Origin of the sequence: Flavobacterium sp. FlaQc-48 (assembly GCF_044007335.1) — a bacterium.
Lineage (GTDB): Bacteria > Bacteroidota > Bacteroidia > Flavobacteriales > Flavobacteriaceae > Flavobacterium.
This window is the reverse complement of record NZ_JBIPCR010000003.1, coordinates 35,544-55,768: the sequence shown is the minus strand read 5'-3', so window position 1 is coordinate 55,768 and position 20,225 is coordinate 35,544. Positions and strand designations below refer to the sequence as shown.

The 20,225-nt window shown below is 37.2% G+C and carries 11 protein-coding genes; 8 read left to right on the top strand and 3 right to left on the bottom strand.

Annotation, left to right across the window (positions count from 1 at the left end):
- Nucleotides 1–94: 94 nt before the first annotated feature.
- From ACHRWY_RS05590 to ACHRWY_RS05560, 7 genes are all read left to right on the top strand, one after another.
- Nucleotides 95–1,273, top strand: a complete 1,179-nt coding sequence (locus ACHRWY_RS05590) for a FecR family protein (protein WP_395353261.1) — start codon at nucleotides 95–97, stop codon at nucleotides 1,271–1,273.
- Between the two features lie 191 nt (nucleotides 1,274–1,464).
- Complete coding sequence (locus ACHRWY_RS05585; protein ID WP_395353260.1) at nucleotides 1,465–4,677, top strand: TonB-dependent receptor; 3,213 nt, start codon at nucleotides 1,465–1,467, stop codon at nucleotides 4,675–4,677.
- 8 nt (nucleotides 4,678–4,685) lie between these two features.
- Nucleotides 4,686–6,191 (top strand): RagB/SusD family nutrient uptake outer membrane protein, encoded by a 1,506-nt coding sequence (locus ACHRWY_RS05580; RefSeq protein ID WP_395353259.1) that lies wholly within the window; start codon nucleotides 4,686–4,688, stop codon nucleotides 6,189–6,191.
- Nucleotides 6,192–6,203: 12 nt separating this feature from the next.
- The gene (locus ACHRWY_RS05575; protein WP_395353258.1) at nucleotides 6,204–7,310 is read left to right on the top strand and encodes a SusE domain-containing protein; all 1,107 of its coding nucleotides are present in this window, start codon (nucleotides 6,204–6,206) and stop codon (nucleotides 7,308–7,310) included.
- A 104-nt stretch (nucleotides 7,311–7,414) separates the two neighbouring features.
- The gene (locus tag ACHRWY_RS05570; RefSeq protein ID WP_395353257.1) at nucleotides 7,415–8,794 is read left to right on the top strand and encodes an alpha-amylase family glycosyl hydrolase; all 1,380 of its coding nucleotides are present in this window, start codon (nucleotides 7,415–7,417) and stop codon (nucleotides 8,792–8,794) included.
- A 50-nt stretch (nucleotides 8,795–8,844) separates the two neighbouring features.
- Entirely contained in the window at nucleotides 8,845–11,022 is a 2,178-nt protein-coding gene (locus ACHRWY_RS05565; protein ID WP_395353256.1) for a glycoside hydrolase family 97 protein, read from the top strand.
- A 325-nt stretch (nucleotides 11,023–11,347) separates the two neighbouring features.
- Nucleotides 11,348–14,458, top strand: coding sequence for an Ig-like domain-containing protein (locus tag ACHRWY_RS05560; protein ID WP_395353255.1), 3,111 nt, complete (start codon nucleotides 11,348–11,350; stop codon nucleotides 14,456–14,458).
- A gap of 66 nt (nucleotides 14,459–14,524) precedes the next feature.
- On the opposite strand, the gene ACHRWY_RS05555 is transcribed toward ACHRWY_RS05560, so the two are convergent.
- Nucleotides 14,525–15,079 carry a DUF5683 domain-containing protein gene (locus ACHRWY_RS05555; RefSeq protein WP_395353254.1) on the bottom strand — a complete coding sequence of 185 codons (555 nt, stop codon included), beginning with the start codon at nucleotides 15,077–15,079 and terminating at the stop codon, nucleotides 14,525–14,527.
- A gap of 331 nt (nucleotides 15,080–15,410) precedes the next feature.
- Between ACHRWY_RS05555 and ACHRWY_RS05550 the strand changes: the two genes are divergently transcribed.
- Nucleotides 15,411–15,809, top strand: a complete 399-nt coding sequence (locus ACHRWY_RS05550) for a helix-turn-helix domain-containing protein (RefSeq protein WP_395353253.1) — start codon at nucleotides 15,411–15,413, stop codon at nucleotides 15,807–15,809.
- A 107-nt stretch (nucleotides 15,810–15,916) separates the two neighbouring features.
- On the opposite strand, the gene mfd is transcribed toward ACHRWY_RS05550, so the two are convergent.
- On the bottom strand, nucleotides 15,917–19,282 hold the full coding sequence (mfd, locus tag ACHRWY_RS05545; RefSeq protein ID WP_395353252.1) for a transcription-repair coupling factor: 3,366 nt from the start codon (nucleotides 19,280–19,282) through the stop codon (nucleotides 15,917–15,919).
- Nucleotides 19,275–19,901, bottom strand: a complete 627-nt coding sequence (locus ACHRWY_RS05540; RefSeq protein ID WP_395353251.1) for a hypothetical protein — start codon at nucleotides 19,899–19,901, stop codon at nucleotides 19,275–19,277. The genes mfd and ACHRWY_RS05540 overlap by 8 nt, the downstream gene beginning before the upstream one ends.
- Nucleotides 19,902–20,225 lie beyond the last annotated feature (324 nt).

Below are 20,225 nucleotides of genomic sequence, written 5' to 3'. Positions count from 1 at the left end.
TAAATGTTAAAATTAAAAAAATTATAACGTTTGAGTAGTACTTCGCCTGCTTTCAACTGTATTATATAAAACCCGGACCTAAAATCAATTCGTAATGAATTCAAATTCTGAAATAAAAAACCTATTACAAAAGTTTGTTTTGAACCAATGTACACCCGAAGAAATAAACGAGGTAATCGCTTATTACAAAAAAAATAAACTTACGGATGATTTTCCTTCTGTTGCCGATATTCAGGCACTTCTTGCTGAAACTCCAAAAATGAGTCAGCAAAAAGCGGATGATATCTTCCTGAACATTCTGTCTGCTGCTAAAGAAAAAGAGACTACTATTGAATTCATTCCTGAAAAATCAAATTTCAGAAAATACATTTCTATTGCTGCTTCGGTATTGGTCTTATTAGGAATTGGTTTTGCGTATCAAAAAGGAGCTTTCACGAGCAAACCTGAACCTAAATTTGACTTTAAAAGCAGTGATATTGTATTGCAACTGGAAGACGGAAAAGTTCAGATTATTTCTGAGAACAATTCCATTCAGGTAAAAGACTCAAAAGGAAACATTGTTGGAAATCAAAGCGGGGATAAAATTGTTTACGATACTGATTCCGGCTTAGAAAAAGTAACGTATAACACTATCAAAATTCCGTACGGTAAAAGATTTCAATTGCAATTGTCTGACGGAACGCTTGTTCACCTAAATTCAGGAACCACACTAAAATATCCGGTAAAATTTATTGCGGGAGAAAACAGACAGGTGTTTTTAGACGGAGAAGCTTTCTTTGATGTTGCTAAAGATAAAAAACACCCTTTTATTGTCAATGCTGATGCCTTGAATGTACGTGTACTCGGAACTCATTTTAACGTTTCCAATTATCCTGAAGATGCAGCAACAGATGTTGTCCTGGTGGAAGGTTCTGTTGGAATGTACCGTTCAAACGAGGAATTTGATGCTGCTAAAAACACCATTTTAAAGCCCGGTTTTAAAGGAAGTTTCAATAAAGAAAACACCCTGATTTCTACCAAAACGGTGATCACGGATATCTACACTTCATGGATAAATGGCGGCTTAACTTTTAGAAATATGACTTTCAAAAATATTATTACCAAATTGGAGAGACGCTACAATGTTACGATTATAAACAAAAACGAAAAACTGGCAAACGAAAAATTCAATGCCAGTTTTAGCGATGAATCTATTGAAAAAGTAATGAGCTATTTTAATGATATTCATGGCATTAATTACACCATAAAAAACAATCAAATACTAATTAAATAACCACTAAAACCAATGAAAAAATAGGAAGAAATAAGATTACAGGAATAAAAAAACCGGAAAGAGCTGCGAACAATTTCCGATTTACTAAGTGATTGAATATAACGAATTAACTACAATCAATTAACAAAATTATGAAAAAAAAATCAAAGAATACTGGGTTTTTATACCGAGTGTTCCAAAATGACCTAAAATTGAAATTAACTACACTACTTATTTTGGTCGCCATGTTTAATATTAGAGGGAATACTTACGCCCAAAAAACAAAAGTAACCCTTGAATTAAACAATTCAACAATCGAAAAGGTTCTTGAGACCATAGAACAGAAAACAGATTTCAGGTTTATTTATAAACTAAATGATATCGATTTAGACCGAACAATTTCTATTTCGGTAAAAGATCAGCCCATTAATATTGTTTTAGACAAGCTTTTTAAAGGAACTCCAACCGAATTTAAAATTCGCGACACTCAGATTATCTTAAAAAAACCAGAGTTAAAAACACAAACTATTCCCTATCAAAAACAAACTGTAACCGGAATTATTACCGATGAAAACGGCTTGCCTTTGCCCGGGGCTTCAGTTCTTGAAGAAGGAACAAAAAACGGCATGGTAACTGACTTTGACGGAAAATACAAGCTTACTGTCGAAAGCGCTTCTTCTGTAATTATTGTATCTTTTGTTGGCTACAAAGAAAAAAAAGTAGTAGCTGGTCAAAGCGTTATCAACATTCAACTTATTCCTGATGCTACAGATTTACAGGAAATTGTGGTAGTAGGTTATGGTTCGACGACCAGAAAAGATGTTACCGGAGCGGTTTCTTCAATAGCTGCCAAAGACATGAACCAGGGCGCTATAGTAAATCCGTTGTCCTTAATTTCGGGAAAAGCTGCCGGGGTAAATATTACACAAATCGGAAGCGAGCCGGGTTCAGGGCCAAGCGTTCGTATTCGTGGTATATCTTCATTAATTGGAGGAAATGATCCGCTTGTTGTGGTTGATGGAATCCAGGGCAATATGGATTTGCTAAATCAGGTTCCTCCTACTGAGATCGAAAGCATAGACGTTTTAAAAGATGCTTCGGCTACAGCTGTTTACGGTTCGAGAGGAGCACCAGGTGTTATTATCGTAACTACTAAAAAAAATAAGGCAGGAAAAACCACTATGGAATATGTAGGATCTACTTCTATCGATTTTATTCCAAAAAAATTAGACATGCTCGATGCCAGCCAATGGTGGGAAACCGCTCAGAGTGTTGGGGTCCCGGCATCTGCCAATCACGGTTCAAACACCGACTGGTATGGTCTTTTGACGCAAACCGGAATCACACAAACTCATACATTATCCTTTGGCGGCGGAACAGACAAGTTTAATTACAGGGCTTCTTTAACCGCTATTTTGCAAAACGGAGTTGTCATTAATTCCAGCAATCAAAAATATATTGGCCGTATCCAGGCCACTCAATTGGCTCTTAATGACAAATTAAAATTAACCTTTAATTTAAATACGGGAGTAAATAATGTAACTAGCAGTATTGGTGAAGTAGGAACCGTTTCTTATAAATCGAACCTCATCACCAATTCATTGCTGGCTAGACCAACTGATCCTGTTTTTAATACAGATGGAACTTATTTCACAGACCCAACTGTATTTCAATATTTGAACCCTTATGCAGTGGCTCAGACCGCTACGAATGAAAGGCAAAATGATAATTTATTCGGAAGCTTAAAAGCAGAACTGGATTTAGGAAAAGGTTTTTCAGCCAACTGGTTCGGAAGCTGGAGAAAAACCAATACCACTATTGGATATTTTATGCCGGCAGAATCAACAGATGCCCTGGCAGTAGATCAAAAAGGGTATGCTAATATTAAAAATGAAAGACAAAACGAGAAATTAACCAATGTTAGCCTTACTTACAAAAAAACTTTCGGGATCCATAGTTTCAACGTATTGGCGCTATACGAATGGCAAAGCCAAACTTATCAGGGCAATTATGCACAGGCAAGAGGTTTTATAAACGACAAAACGACTTACAATGCGCTTCAGTTTGGTGATTTTTCTAAAGTACAGTCTAACGATATTTCTTCTTATAAAAATGACAGAACTTTAGTGTCGTATTTAGGAAGATTAAATTACTCTTTATTAGATCGTTATTTACTTACAGCAAGTATCAGACGAGATGGTTCTTCTGTATTTGGAGCCAACAACAAATGGGGAAATTTCCCATCGGCCTCTGTTGCCTGGCAAATCAACAAAGAGTCTTTCATGGCCACTCAGACTTTATTTAATGAACTAAAATTACGTGTTGGATACGGTGAAACAGGTAATCAGCAAGGGCTTTATCCACAAACTTCATTATCACTGGTAGGTGGTGCGGGAACTACTTATTTTGGAGGAATTCCGATTACCAATTTCAACATTACCCAAAATGCAAATGCCGATCTAAAATGGGAAACCAAAAAGCAAACCAATATTGGTCTTGATTTTGCTCTTTTAGACAATAGATTAAGAGGAAGTGTGGATGTGTATGATTCTAAAACCGAAAATTTATTGTTTGATTATACGGTACCTCAGCCTCCTTATCCTTATAATAAAATTAAGGCCAACGTAGGAAGTATTTCAAACAAAGGTTTAGAAGTAGCTCTTGCTTATGATGTGATTAAAACGGATAACAGTACCCTTACACTAGCCGGAAACGTATCCTTTATGAAAAATGAAGTCCTTAACTTAAGCGGAAGCATTAATGGAGTTCCATTAAATACAGATTATGTAGGCTGGGGAGCTGCAAACTCTTACCTGGTACAAGGAAAACCGGTTGGTGCCTTTTACATTCTGGAACATACCGGAAAAAACGAAAACAATGTTGAAACGGTAAAAGATCGTGACGGAAATGGTATTATTGATCAGGGAGTTAAAAGTCCGGATCGTTATTATGCAGGTTCGGCACTACCAACATACACCTTTGCATTTAATCCTTCTTACCACTACAAAAACTTCGATACTTCAGTGCTGGTAAGAGGATCAGGCGGAAATAAGATCTACAACGGATTGCGTTCTAATTTAAGCCGATTAGAAAACGTAGGTAAATCAAATGTTTTAGAAAGTGCCCTGGATACCGGTATTTATACCTCTCCATACGGATCTGATTTATGGTTAGAAGACGGTTCATTTATTCGTTTAGAAAATGTTACTGCCGGATATACGTTCCGTTTTACGGATAAATATGTTGACTCTATTCGACTTTCTCTTACAGGAAACAATTTATTATTGATTACAGATTATACAGGTCTTGATCCGGAATTGAACATAAGCGGAAGTGGTGATCCTAATGATAATTTTGGCGGCGATAAAGGTATTTATCCCCGTACCAGAAGTGTTGCATTTGGTTTGACTGTAAAATTTAAATAGTAAAAGAAATGAAAATTAAAAATATATTGATAGCAAGCGTGTGTTTCCTATCGCTTTTTGGATGTACAGATATCAGCGAAAATGTGTACGATAAATACCCAGCCGACGAATTTTATGGTACTCCTGAAGGAGCCGATATTGCTCTTGCCAGTGTTTATGCCGAAATTCCAGGTGACTTTCAACGTAACAATATACCAGGGGTTGGTTACGCAGGAGCAGACAACGGTTGGTATGATATGAACTGCATGGCATCAGACGAGCAGGTAATTCCGCATAGAAATACAGGTGACTGGCAGCAGGATTTTGCCCGTTTACACCTGCACCAATGGCTACCAACGGATTTTATCATTAACAATACCTGGAACTGGTTGTACAAATCTATTTTCAATGCCAATTTAGCCGTTAGTTTATTAGAAAAATCAAATGCAGAAGCTTCAAAAATTGCAGAAGCAAAAGTATTGCGTGCTTTCTTTTATTATTTATTGATTGATGATTTTGGAGATGTCCCTTTCTATACAGACAATAACATTACGGTAGATAAAATTCCGCAATCAAGCCGTAAGGAAGTTTATTCTTTTATTGTAAAAGAATTAAACGAAAACGTAGAACTGCTTTCCGGAACAAGAGGAGGAAACTATTACGGAAGATTCAATAAATGGGCCGGGTATACTTTATTGGCAAAAGTGTATCTGAATGCTCAGGTGTATACCGGTGAAGCAAAATGGAACGAATGTTTAGCCGCCTGTAACAAAGTGAGCGAAGGTGGTTTTACGCTACATTCAGGAGCAGCAAATGCTTCCAGTCCGTTAGGAAATAAGTATTATGAATTGTTTGGAGATGTACTTCCTGATGATGAAACCATTTTACCTATTTATGCCACCCTTGATATCGTTTCCCGTAATGTTTATGCTGTTCGTAGCGTATACGGTCCACATGGTACCGCTTTATTTGGAATGGCGGGTTGGAACGGGACAATTGTGCCTAAAGACTTCTTCCTGAAATATGATGTAAATGATATCCGCAGAAAACAGTTTTTGTTTGGCGAGCAGCCGGGCGGCTTCAATTACACGCTTGATGTTGCTTCTTTAGACAATCCCGGAGCAGCCCCTCAGGCCGGAGTTCGTAATGTTAAATTTTATCCGGCGGGAGCAAAAAGTGGCGGAGGAGCTTCTAACGATTTTCCTATTTTCAGATATGCTGACGTAATTTTAATGATCGCAGAGTGTAATACCCGTTTAGGAAATCCAGCTGCTGCAAAGCCTTTTATAGATCAAATCAGACAACGTGCAGGTTTGAATGCATTAACAGCAAACCCAACGCTTGACGATATCTATAACGAAAGAGGGTTCGAATTAAACTGGGAAGGCCACAGAAGACAAGACATGATTCGTTTTGACAAATTTTTATTGGCAAACGAGTTCAGACCGGCATCTCCTTCTTACCGAAAATTGTTCCCAATTCCAACATCTGCTTTAGATGCTAATCGCGGACTTAAACAAAATCCAGGTTACTAAAACAAAACGATCATGAAAAAATATATCAATAAACTATTCTTATTAGGGAGTCTGCTTGTTTTAGGCACTTCCTGTGACAGTGAAGCCGAATTAACAACGCTAAAAGCAGTAAGTTTTCCTTCAGCAATTCAGGTTTCTTCCAGTACATTGGTACTTACAGAAGATAATGCAGACGAAAACGCTTTACTCGTTTCATGGCCACAAGTAACATTCCCTATTGCGGCACCTGTTACTTATGCGATACAATTTGACTTAATTGCAGATACCAGCGGCAGTAACGCCTGGCAAAAAGCCAAACGAATTGAAGTAGGGCAGGATGTTTTAAGCAAAGCATTTATGGGCATCGATTTAAACAAAATTGCCATAGACCTGGGACTTGCGCCAGATGTTGCCGGAAAATTAGTAGTTCGTGTAGAAGCTGCTATGGATCGAAAAATCTATTCTGATCCTATAACGTTAACGGTTACACCGTATGAAAAAAGCGTTGTTTTTGGCGAAATCTATATGCCCGGAGCGTATCAGGGAGAATGGAATGTAGACAAGGCCTTAGCGCTAACAGCAATCTCAAAAGGCATTTATCAGGGTTATGTTAGCCTTCTTCCGGGTTATGGAAGCGGATTTAAATTAAACACAGCAAGAACCTGGGCTCAATTCTATGGTGCTGGCGATACAAATGCTGATTTAAAAAATATGAGTGATAAAGATTTCAATTTGCCTGGCGAAGGTTCTTATCAAATCAAAGTAAATTTAAATACTTTAAAATGGAGTGCTACTCCTTATGCCTGGGGAATTGTAGGATCATCAACCCATGCCCCAACACCTGAAGACAAAGATTACGGATGGAACCATTCTATTCCGATGTCATACAACCATGAAACCAAAACATGGAAAGTTACTGCCAAATTAATAGTGGGGGCTTTAAAATTCAGATTGAATGATAAGTGGGATGTCAACTACGGACCAGCAGATCCTTTAACCAATACAATTAATAAGGATAATGGTGGCGCTTATGATATTCCTGAAGCAGGAACTTACGAAATTACCTTTACTATAAACGACGTAGATCCGGCATCAGCGGGTTATCCGGCAACTGCCACTTGTACGATCGTTAAAAAATAATCTAACATTTTAATAAAGCTAGATTAGTTTGAGTGATACCTGCCTTTTTTGAGCGAAAGGCAGGCTATCTTAAACTCCGGGCTTATTAAATCAATTCAAAAAATATGAAATCAAATATAAAAATCGTCTATGCTTTGATACTTGCATTAGCATTTATTTCGTGTAGTTCATCAGATAGCGATTCTACTCCGGCATCTCCTTATACGCAATACGGATCAGCATTCGAAAAAATGCCTAAAAAAGAAGACGCTATAATTTATCAGGTCAATATTCGTGCTTTTAGTGCCGCAGGAACCTTAAAAGGCGTTCAGGACAGATTGACCCAAATTCAGGAACTGGGTGCCAATGTTATTTATTTAATGCCCATTTATCCTGTTGGAAAAGTAAAAGCTTCCGGAGAATTAGGGTCTCCTTATGCAGTTCAGGATTATAAAGCTGTAAATCCTGATTTCGGGACTTTACAAGATCTTCAGGTTTTGGTTGAAGAAGCACACAAAAAAAACATGGCTGTAGTACTGGACTGGGTTGCCAATCATACTGCCTGGGACAATACCTGGATTACACAACATCCAAACTGGTATCAAAAAGATGCAGCCGGAGCTATTATTATCCCTCCGGGAACCAATTATAATGATGTAGCGCAATTAGATTTCAATAATACCGAAATGAAGGCGGCTATGATCGATGCCATGTCGTATTGGGTTTATAATGCCAACATTGATGGTTTTAGATGTGATTATGCCGATTTTGTACCCCAAAATTTTTGGTCAGAAGCCATTACGAAATTAAGAAGTATCAAAAAAAATCAAACCCTTTTAATGTTAGCCGAAGGATCTAAAGTAAACCATTTTGCCTCTGGTTTTGATTACACTTTTGGATTCAATTTCTTCAGCACTTTAGAAAAAGTTTTCAAAGAAAGTAAACCGGCAACTACAATTCAGGATTCTAATGCTACAGAATATGCTAACAATTATAATGAAGACAACAGAATTGTAAGATACACTACAAATCACGATGTAAACCTGACAGACGGAACCCCATTGGAGCTTTTTGGAGGTAAAAAAGGATCTATCGCTACATTTGTTGTTGCTGCTTATTTAAAATCAGTTCCAATGATTTACAACGGGCAGGAAATTGGGTACGACAAAAGACTTAATTATTTTGCAAAAACCCCAATCGACTGGTCTGTTACCGATGCTGCTATGTTGGCCGAATACAAAAAAATAATTGCTTTTAGAAATACAAGCAATGCTGTAAAAAGAGGAACTTATACCGGATATAGCAGCGATGCCGTAAGCGCTTTTACAATGGTAAAAGATACCGAAAAAGTTCTCGTACTTTCTAATTTAACGAATAGTACCGTAAAATATCTTGTGGCGCCAGCTTTAAAAGCGACATGGAAAGATGCTTTTACCGGAACTTCCGTAACCCTTGGCAGCGAAATTACATTACTTCCATTTCAGTATTTAGTATTGAAAAACTAATACCTACGCAACTTTAAAAACAAAATTAGATTTGCAAAAAACTAAATAACATGAATTTTCAATCCCAAAAATCACTGCTTCATATTTGTAGCAAAAAAGCAGCGTTGTTTCTTTTTATTTGTGTCAATTCCGTATGGATTCAGGCACAGGAAATAACTTCACCTGATAAAAATCTTTCTTTAAAATTTGAATTAAAAGAAGGCGGAATTCCGTCTTACCAATTATCATATAAACAAAAAGCAGTTATAAAACCAAGTTCTTTGGGTTTAGAACTTCAAAATCTGCCTTCGTTTTTGGATGGTTTTACCGTTACAAATACAGCACAATCCTCAGTTGATGAAAATTGGAATCCGGTTTTAGGTGAAGAAAAAACAATTCGCAACCATTACAACGAATTGGTTGTCACTTTGGCGCAAGCCAAAAACAACAACAGATACATTCGCATTCGTTTCCGTTTATTCAACGACGGATTAGGTTTTAGATATGAATTTCCGAAGCAAAATGATTTGAATTATTTTGTGATAAAAGAAGAACGTTCTGAATTTAATCTGGCTGGAAATCATAAAATTTTCTGGATTCCGGGAGATTATGATACCAATGAATACGCCTACACGACTTCAAAAATTTCTGAAATTCCTTCGTTGATGAAAAAAGCCACTATCGAAATCAATTCGCAATGGCCAATCAAAGAATTATCGGTACAAACACCCTCCATGATGAAATCTGATGATGGATTGTACATTAACATTCACGAAGCTGGTTTGATCAATTATCCGGCCATGTATCTGGAAGTTGATGCCGTAAATAACAAAATGCGCAGTCATTTGGCACCTGATGCTGTTGGCGCAAAAGGATATATGCAGACCGATGCACAATCGCCCTGGAGAACCATTGTGGTAAGCGATAAAGCAACGGATATTTTAGCTTCAAAATTAATTCTGAACCTCAACGAACCAACAAGTTATAAAGATGTTTCGTGGATTAAACCGGTAAAATACATCGGGATTTGGTGGGAATATTTTGTGGCCGGAAAAAGTACCTGGGCTTTCGGAAAAGAAACCAACGTAAAACTGACCGATGATTTTACCAAACTTACACCAAACGGAAAACACGGAGCCACCACAGAACGTGCAAAAGAATATATTGATTTTGCCTCTAAAAATGGTTTCGATGCGATCCTTATTGAAGGATGGAACATTGGCTGGGAAGACTGGATCAACAACTGGAAAGAGGAAGTTTTTGATTACGTAACCGCTTATCCGGATTTTGATGTAAAAGCAGTTCATGCCTATGCCGCTTCAAAAGGAGTAAAAATTATCATGCATCATGAAACTTCAGGGTCAGCGACAAATTATGAGCGTCGTTTAGATCGTGCTTTTCAATTTATGAATGACAATGGTTATGATGCTGTAAAAACAGGTTATGTAGGTAAAATTATTCCGCGTGGCGAACACCATGACGGACAATGGATGGTCAATCATTACATCAACGTAGCTAAACGTGCCGCCGATTATAAAATCATGATTGACAGTCACGAAGCGGTTCGGCCAACGGGTTTAAACCGAACTTTCCCCAACTGGATTGCTCAGGAATCTGCCCGCGGAACGGAGTTTGAATCTATGGGAGGATTGGCTCCGGATCACACCACAATTTTACCATTTACAAGATTAATGGGCGGCCCAATGGATTACACGCCGGGAATTTTTCAAACGGATCTTTCCTATTACGGAACCGGAAGTTCGCAACGTGTTAATACGACTTTGGTAAAACAATTGGCTTATTATGTTACAATGTACAGTCCGTTGCAAATGGCAGCTGATATTCCCGGAAATTATGAGCGCTTTCCGGATGCATTTCAGTTCATCAAAGATGTTGCTGTAGATTGGGACAACAGTTATATTCTGGAAGCTGAACCGGGAGATTACATCACGATTGCCCGTAAAGCAAAAGGAAAAGAGGCCTGGTTTATTGGCGGAATTACGGATGAAAACGCGAGAACAGCCAACATTACTTTTGATTACTTACCTGCCGGAAAAAAATTCATCGCGACTATTTACGCTGACGCAAAAGAAGCCAACTGGAACGAAAATCCGCAAAAATATACGGTGACTAAAGTTGTTGTAACCTCAAAAACGATTTTAAAACAGTATTTAGCTCCGGGCGGTGGAGTTGCAATCAGCATCAAAGAAGGAAATGCTACAGAATTAAAGGGATTGAAAAAGTTATAATTCGTCGCTGAGCATAATTATTTTTAACACATAGAAACATAGATTTTGTAAACTCAAAAAAGGCATTTCATTTATTTAAAAACACACATAGTGTCTATGTGAAAGAAATGTGTTTCTTTTTTTGATCTCTTTTTTTACACAAAACAACTATGTTTCTATGTGTTAGATAAAATCGTTATGCATTATACTCAACGACTATAATTAGATTAAAAATTTTACTACTTGAAAACTATTAACCACAAAATGTTTGTCGAATTTAAAAACAATGCGAGTGAGAATGAATTTTAGTTAGAAATGCTGACAAGCATGCAAAAAACAAAAAATCATGAAAATCAACATTACCACTAGAGTATTTCATTTTACGAAAACAATAGTCTGTTTTCTGTTATTATTTGCAAGTTCAGTTTATGCGCAGGATCCTGCCCAGTATGGCACGCCATATACAGGAGTCCCAGACCCAAGAGATGCCAGTATTTACCAGGTTCATATTCGTCCGCATAGCGCTTCCGGAACTTTAGCTGCCGTTACGTCTGATCTGGACCGGATTAAATCACTTGGTATCAATGTGCTTTATTTAATGCCCATTTACCCTTACGGAACCGATTCAAGAAGTTCAAACTCTCCTTATTGCATCAAAGATTACAAATCCGTAGGTTCTGAATACGGAACGCTTACCGATATGCGTAATCTGGTAGCTGCAGCTCATGCCAAAGGTATGGCGGTAATGCTGGACATTGCTGTAAACGGAACTTCATGGGATCATCCCTGGACCGTATCTCATCCGGAATATTACCAAAGAACCGGAACAACAATCAATCAGTTAGCAAATTTCTCTGATATTGCAGCATTAGATCTTAACAATACGGCACTTCGTGCAGCAATGAAAGATGTCATGCGTTATTGGATTTTTGCAGCAAATATCGACGGATATCGTTGCGATTTTGCCAATAATCCTCCTCTTGATTTCTGGACAGAAATTATCAGCAATTTAAGAGGAATCACATCTCATAACTTATTAATGCTTGCCGAAGGAGACCGTTTGCAAAATTTTCAAGCCGGCTTTGATATGAATTTTGGTGATAAATGGTTTTACGATGCTTTGAAAAATGTTGCAGGCGGAGGTCCGGTTTCTACAAGATTCCAAACCACAAATGACATGGAATATACGTATGCAACCGGAAGTCAGCAAGAAGTGAGATGGACTGCCAATCACGACTCAGAAAACAACAGCGATACGGCTCCTTTTACCGTATTTAAAAGTAATGCCGGGGTGGTTGCCAATTTCTTAGTTTCGGGTTATATGAAAGGGGTTCCTTTTATAACCAGCGGACAAGAGGTAGCTTTCAATCAGGTAATTCCATGGCCTTATACCAGCGTAAAAATCAACTGGAGCAACACGGCTGCCACACCTGAATTTGCTAAAATACTTAACTTTAGAAATAGCAGCGCCGCCATCAGACGTGGTACAATGACACCTTATGCCAGTGATGATATCTGCGCCTTTACAAAAACATTGGGAACAGAGAAAGTTATTGTCATGACCAATCTTAGAAATGCCAGTAAAACATTTGTGATTCCGGCGGCATTGGCAGGAACTTATAAAGATGCCTATACCGGTGCTACCGTAACATTAGTTTCGGGAGCTACGCAATCTTTTAATGCTTTTCAGTATATTGTTTTAACCAATACCAATGTGGCAACTGTAGCTGTTACAGGAGTTTCGGTTAGCCCAACAACAGCAACGGTTGGTTTAGGATCTACACAACAATTAAACGCAACAATTGCTCCGGCAAATGCAACGAACCAAAACGTAACCTGGACATCTAGTAATACAGCTGTGGCAACTGTAAACGCATCTGGATTGGTTTCAGCGGTTTCAGCGGGAACAACCACGATTACCGTTAAAACAGTCGACGGAAACAAAACAGCAACATCGGCTATAACAGTTGCATCAATTCCAGTTTCGTCTGTAAGTGTTTCACCAACTACGGCAAGTTTGTACGCAGGAAATACGCAACAACTTTCGGCAACAATTGCTCCGGCAAATGCAACCAACAAAAGCGTAACGTGGAGTTCCAGCAATACGGTTGTCGCAACTGTAAATTCATCCGGATTGGTTACAGCAGTTTCAGCAGGAACAGCTAATATTACGGCGACAACTCAAGATGGAAATAAAACCGCAACGGCAACTATCACGGTAAACCCCAATACTAATTTCACGGTTTATTTCTACAAACCATCAAATTGGGGAACCGGAATTAAAATTTATTATTGGAGTGCTTTACCAACCGGAGTGTTAGCCGATGCATCATGGCCGGGCGTAAACATGACCAATGCCGGAAATGGCTGGTACAGTTATACGTTTACCAATATAACTTCGACTAATCTAATTTTTAATGACGGAACTAGCCAATCTGCAGATTTAAGCAGAAACAAAACGGGCTGGTACATGAACGCAACCTGGTATGATTCTAACCCCGGAACTGGTGTTGCCGTTACCAGCGTAAGTTTGAGTCCCACATCAGCTTCATTATCCGTTGGCGGAACACAACAATTAACTCCAACTGTTTTGCCTTCAAATGCAACAAATAAAACAGTAAGTTATAGTTCAAATAATACCGCTGTGGCAACCGTAAACAGTTCTGGCTTAATTACCGCTGTAGCGAATGGAAATGCGACAATCACGGTTACAACAGTTGACGGAAACAAAACAAGTACTTGTGCCGTAACAGTTTCTACAACCTCAACCGGAGGAACGTATTATACGATCAAAAACAGATGGACGGGCGCTTATTTATCAGATGCCGGAGCAAATGTGGGTTACGGAACAACCGTTGCTAACAACAATTACAAATGGCAAAAAATTGCAATAGATGCTACTTATTTTGTACTTAAAAATGTAGCAACCGGTGAATTGATGAATATCGAAAGCCAAACCGGAAGTGTTCAGGCCAATATAACCGATACTACTTTCTGGAGTGCACAATGGTCTGCCGATTATATTGACGGAACCTGGGTTAGATTAAGAAACAGATGGCAAACAGGAAATATTATTCATGTTGAAAACCAAACCGGTTCTGCACAATACGGCAATTCTCAGGATGGCTGGTTTAGTGCACAATGGCAGTTAGAAGCTACAACAGTTTCAGGTTTAACGGCTAAATCTGCTGTGAATGTCGAAGAAGTTTTAACCGAAGAAAAAGTAGTAACTATTTACCCAAACCCTTCAACAGACAATCAATTTCAAGTCGTGTTAGCTGAATTAGAACCCGGAGATGTAGCTTCAATTACAGTTTCTGACCTGAACGGAAAAACTGTTTTAACCCAAAAAATTTCAACTTCAGGACAAATTAATCATCATTTGGCATCAGGAATTTATATCGTAAATATTAATTCTAAAGATTCAAATGTGACTAAAAAACTGATCGTTAAATAATTTTATCTTTTGATTAAAAAGTAAATGGCGTATGAGATTTTCATACGCCATTTTTTATTTCGCTGTTTAGAAAGAGTATGTACAGGCAAACCCAAAATCAGATTTCAGGTTTTCATTCCTGAAATTCATCACGGGCTTAAAAGCTAGTTTTTCGCTTACATTAAACTGAGACAAAGCTGCATCAATATTAGCATCAATAATATTTAAAACATAAAATCCGACGATAAAGAATGCTGATAAATCCCTGTTTCTTTGAAATTGTTTTTGGGCACTAATTAACTGACTTTCGCTTAAATTTGCCAAATATTCAGAACTACTTATATTTCCTGCGAGTCTGCTTTTATATTCGTCTCTGTAAATATTATAGTTTTTCTGACTATCAATATAGAAATAGGTACTCACTCCAATTGCTCCGTATACCAAGGGAAGTTTCCAGTATTTTTTATTATAAATCTGTCCTAAACCAGGCAAAATAGCCGAATAAAATGCTGCTTTTGCGGGACGTAAAGGATCAATTTCTTGTGATTTCAGGGTGTCATTTACAATGATTTGCTTCTTTTCCTGAGCAAAAACGGAGGTTAGTCCAAAAAATAAAAACAGAAGAATAAATTGATATTGCATATAGAAACTTGCTTTGAAATTTCTCCCAAAGAAAACTTTTTAGTTCTAAGGATTTTCTTAACTAAAAGATAAATAAAACTTAAGATTTAGATTCGTTTTTTGCCACGAATTTGCTTCACCTGTTCACTATCGCCCGGGTCGCAAATGAGCACGAATTATGTTGAACTAATTCCCTTAATTAAATAGTAGTCGTTTGAAAAGTGTATTTTTGTTCAATAACTTTTTGGAAGGAATTCAAAACATTTCTACATTGTACAATGTATCTTACAAAAAACAAGCTGTTTTTTACTGAAATCAATTTTTATTTTGACAATTTTAATACCTTTGGCTTATGAGCACAACAACAAAACCAAATCATATAGGAAGAAATATCAGTCGTATTCGTGAACTGAAAGATATGAAGCAGGAAGCACTCGCTCAAGCTTTAGGAACTAATCAACAGACAATATCTTCCATGGAAAATAGTGAAACTATAGATGAAGAAAAACTCAAACAAGTTGCAAAAGCACTTGGCATAAGTGTTGAAGCTATTAAGAATTTTTCAGAAGAAAGTGTTTTTAATTATTTTAATACTTTTAATGACAATAGTCAGGGAACTATCGGAAATCATGATGGAAATTATCATTGTACTTTCAATCCTCTTGACAAAGTAGTAGAACTTTACGAACGTTTGGTTCAGGCAGAAAAAGATAAAACCGAATATTTAGAGAAATTATATAAAGGGAAATAAAACCTTTTATCTTAATGTTTTTCGCCACGAATTCACGAATTAAAATTTGTGAAAATTCGTGACCCGAGCGATAGCGAACAGGCGAAGCAAATTCGTGGCAAACTTTTTTATTCTCCCAACATTTCCATCAATTCCAAAGCGCGTTTGGTCGATTTTACATTCTCAAAAGTCAGTAAAAGTCGTAATCCGTTTGGAGTTTGTTTTTCTTTCATGGTGCAAAGCGAGCTATATTTTTGTACAAATTGCAGCACTTTTCTAAACTTAGAAGATTGATAATAATCGGATTGCTGATCCGAAACAAAATAACCAATCATTTTTCCTTTTTTCATTACCAGTTTCTCAATACCTATATTGGTCGCAATCCATTTAATGCGAATACTGTTCATCAACGCATTGGCACGCGGAGGCATTGGCCCAAAACGGTCAATTAATTTGTTTTGAAAAATAACCAGTTCTTCTTCATTTTTCACGCCACCCAACTCATTATATAAACTCAAACGTTCCGTAACATTATTGATATATTCATCAGAAAATAAGAGCTCAAAATCGGTATCGATTTGCAGATCTTTTACATACTCTTTCGTTTCAATATCATTCTCTTCCGGATATAAATCTTTGAATTCGTTTTCTTTTAATTCTTCGATGGCTTCGTTCATGATTTTCTGGTAGGTATCAAAACCAATTTCGTTGATGAAACCGCTTTGTTCTCCTCCTAATAAATCTCCTGCCCCACGAATTTCAAGATCTTTCATGGCAATGTTGAAACCGCTTCCTAATTCGCTAAATTGTTCCAAAGCCTGAATACGTTTTCTCGCATCTTCGGTCATGGATGAATACGGTGGACAGATGAAGTAACAGAATGCTTTTTTATTGCTACGCCCTACACGGCCACGCATTTGATGCAAATCTGACAATCCGAAATTATTGGCATTATTGATGAAAATCGTGTTGGCATTTGGTACGTCCAGACCACTTTCTATAATGGTTGTCGCTACCAAAACATCAAAATCTCCGTTCATGAAACCTAACATTAATTCCTCAAGTTTGGCGCCTTCCATTTGTCCGTGTCCAATTCCGACTCTGGCATTTGGAACCAAACGCTGAATCATTCCGGCCACTTCTTTTATATTTTCGATTCGGTTATTGATAAAGAAAACCTGTCCGTTTCGCTGAATTTCATACGAAATCGCATCACGGATTACTTCTTCATTAAAACCAACTACATTGGTTTCTATAGGATAACGATTTGGCGGAGGTGTTGTAATTACTGATAAATCTCGTGCTGCCATTAATGAAAACTGAAGCGTTCTCGGGATTGGCGTTGCCGTTAATGTTAATGTATCAACATTGGCCGCAATGGTTTTAAGTTTATCTTTGACATTAACACCAAACTTTTGTTCTTCGTCGACAATCAATAAACCAAGGTCTTTAAAAACCACATTTTTATTGACCAATTGATGTGTTCCAATGACAATATCCAGCTTTCCTTCGGCTAAATCTTTTAGTGTTTGTGCTTTTTGTTTTGCAGTTCTGAACCTGTTTAAATAACCAATTGAAACCGGCATATCTTTTAATCGTTCGGTAAAAGTTCTGTAATGTTGGTAGGCCAAAATCGTGGTTGGAACCAAAACCGCAACTTGTTTACTATTATCAACCGCTTTAAATGCAGCACGAATCGCAACCTCTGTTTTTCCGAAACCTACATCTCCGCAAACCAAACGATCCATTGGGCGATCGCTTTCCATATCGGCTTTTACTTCTTGTGTCGATTTGGTTTGGTCCGGCGTATCTTCGTAGATAAACGAACTTTCTAATTCGTTTTGCAAATAACTGTCCGGTGCAAACTGAAAACCTTTTTCTAATCGTCGTTTTGCATACAACTGAATCAAATTGAAGGCAATATGTTTGACGCGCGCTTTGGTTTTTTGTTTTAAAATTTTCCAGGCGTTCGATCCTAACTTATATATTTTGGGCGGCGTACCATCCTTTCCGTTGTATTTGGAAATTTTATGAAGCGAGTGAATGCTTACATATACAATATCATTATCGGCATAAACCAATTTTATGGCTTCCTGCGTTTTGCCTTCGACCTGAATTTTCTGCAAGCCGCCAAACTTCCCAATTCCGTGATCGATGTGGGTTACATAATCACCAACCGAAAGTGCCGTTAATTCTTTTAGCGTAATATTCTGCTTTTTAGAATAACCGTTTTTAATGTTGAATTTATGGTAACGTTCAAAAATCTGGTGATCGGTATACGCCGTAATCTGATTTTCTTCGTCAATAAATCCCTGATATAAAGGCAACACAACAGTATGATATTGCTTGCGGATATTCTCTGAATTGGCTTCGTCTAAAGTTTCGAAAATATCATGAAAACGTTTGGCCTGCGTTTCATTTGAGCAGAATAAGTAATTCTTGTATCCGTTGAAATGATTGTCGCTCAGATTATTCAATAACAAATCAAATTGCTTATTGAAGGATGGTTGCGGCTGAATATGAAAATCGAAATTTTTTGTTGTTTTAAAGATTGGTTTTGAAGCCAATTCTACTATCGAAAAATCTAAGGCACGTTTAATAAACGAAGCCTGATTTAAAAATAATTGTTCCGGTGTAGCATGTTTTATTTCTCCCGAAAGTTTCCCAAAAGCTTCTTCTGCCCTTGCAAATTGTTTGTCTAACTGACTAAAAAGCCCATCGGTATTTTGAATAAAAAGAACCGTTTTCTCAGCAATATAATCTAAGAAACTTTCGCGGTTTTCCTGAAATATCTTGTTTTCGACATTTGGGATTATGGTCACTTTTTTATGGGTTTCGACAGATAATTGTGTCTCGACATCAAAACTTCTGATGCTGTCTACTTCGTTACCAAAAAACTCAATTCTATAAGGATGATCGTTTGAAAAAGAGAATACATCGACAATACCTCCACGAACGGAGAATTCGCCCGGTTCTGTAATAAAATCGACTCTTTTGAATTCGTATTCAAACAAAACTTCGTTGATAAAATCGATCGAAATTTTGTCATTCAAAGCGACCTTTAAAGTGTTTTTGTCTAATTGCTGACGGGTCACTACTTTTTCAAAAAGTGCTTCCGGATAGGTTACAATTATAGCTGGTTTCTTGCGGGAATTGATTCGGTTTAAAACCTCAGCGCGCAGCAAAACATTGGCGTTATCCGTTTCATCAACCTGATAAGGACGGCGAAATGATGCCGGGTAAAACAAAACATCCTGCTCGCCTATCATTTGTTCGAGATCGTTCAGGTAATAAGCGGCTTCTTCTTTATTGTCTAAAACAATTAAAAAAGGCAATTCTGTTTTTTTGAAAACAGCACGAATGACAAATGAAACTGCTGATCCTAACAAACCGTTAAGATGCATTTTTATCTGATTTTGTTCTAATAATTGTGTGGCAATCTGCTGATTTTTAGGCAGATGATCATACAGGGTATATAAGGCGTTTTTACTCAACTTTTGGCAAATTTTGATCTGTTTTTTTTCCCGGAACCGGTTCTATAACTGTACCCTGAATGGCACGTGTTGTGTCTAGCATTTTCAGGAAGTCCTCTTCTCCTTCTTCTTTTGGAATTTTACTTTTTACATAAATATTATCCATTTGTCTTTCTAAAGACACTAATTCTTTATTAATTTCTCCAATTAAAAACGTCACTTTCTCAGTCGGAATTTGATTCAGATGAATAAATAAATCCATCATTTTAACTTTGGTAACCAAAATAGAAATTCGGCTTTTGATAGCAGGTACATTAAACTCGACAGGAATATTATCATTTAAAGCAATTGCTTTTTTAGAAAGCGCAGTCGACTTTTTTTGAAACGCTCCAATGGTTTTTCTTGGCTTATCTCCCAGTTCTTTTAAAAATTCGCGCCACTCGTTCCAGGAATTTACTTTTTGCTCTGAAATTTCGTTTATAGGCTCGTCAATAAATGTCCAGGCTTTATTGATATTATTAAAAATAACTTCCTTTTTTTTCGCTTCTTTTTCATTTTCAGCACGACGTTTTTCATCTTCATTTTGACATGAATTCAATACAAAAACAAAAAGCAGAAAAAGAGATATTTTATATTTCATTTGGTAAAACATTAAGCTACAAAGTTACAAAGTAAATTTACAATTACGAATGCTGTTTTTTGCTAAAGATTCTATAAATCATGGTTGTTTTTTTGGCTGGAAAATTTAACCGCAAAGCACGCAAAGATTTTTAAATTAAGAAGTTTTATAAAAACACAAAGTTCGCAAAGCTTTGTTTTGAACCAGCTTTGCAAACTTTGTGTTTTCTAAACGTACTGCAGGATAAAATCTTTACGCCCTTGCGCCTTTGCGAGATTATTTCAGCCCAATAAAAAAACCTTAGCGCTCTTTGCGGTTAAAATAATTAAACACCCCAACAGAGAA

Coding starts and splice junctions, on each gene's coding strand:
- ACHRWY_RS05590 (WP_395353261.1), top strand. CDS start 95: ATGAATTCAAATTCTGAAATAAAAAACCTATTACAAAAGTTTGTTTTG.
- ACHRWY_RS05580 (WP_395353259.1), top strand. CDS start 4,686: ATGAAAATTAAAAATATATTGATAGCAAGCGTGTGTTTCCTATCGCTT.
- ACHRWY_RS05575 (WP_395353258.1), top strand. CDS start 6,204: ATGAAAAAATATATCAATAAACTATTCTTATTAGGGAGTCTGCTTGTT.
- ACHRWY_RS05570 (WP_395353257.1), top strand. CDS start 7,415: ATGAAATCAAATATAAAAATCGTCTATGCTTTGATACTTGCATTAGCA.
- ACHRWY_RS05565 (WP_395353256.1), top strand. CDS start 8,845: ATGAATTTTCAATCCCAAAAATCACTGCTTCATATTTGTAGCAAAAAA.
- ACHRWY_RS05560 (WP_395353255.1), top strand. CDS start 11,348: ATGAAAATCAACATTACCACTAGAGTATTTCATTTTACGAAAACAATA.
- ACHRWY_RS05555 (WP_395353254.1), bottom strand. CDS start 15,079: ATGCAATATCAATTTATTCTTCTGTTTTTATTTTTTGGACTAACCTCC.
- ACHRWY_RS05550 (WP_395353253.1), top strand. CDS start 15,411: ATGAGCACAACAACAAAACCAAATCATATAGGAAGAAATATCAGTCGT.
- ACHRWY_RS05540 (WP_395353251.1), bottom strand. CDS start 19,901: ATGAAATATAAAATATCTCTTTTTCTGCTTTTTGTTTTTGTATTGAAT.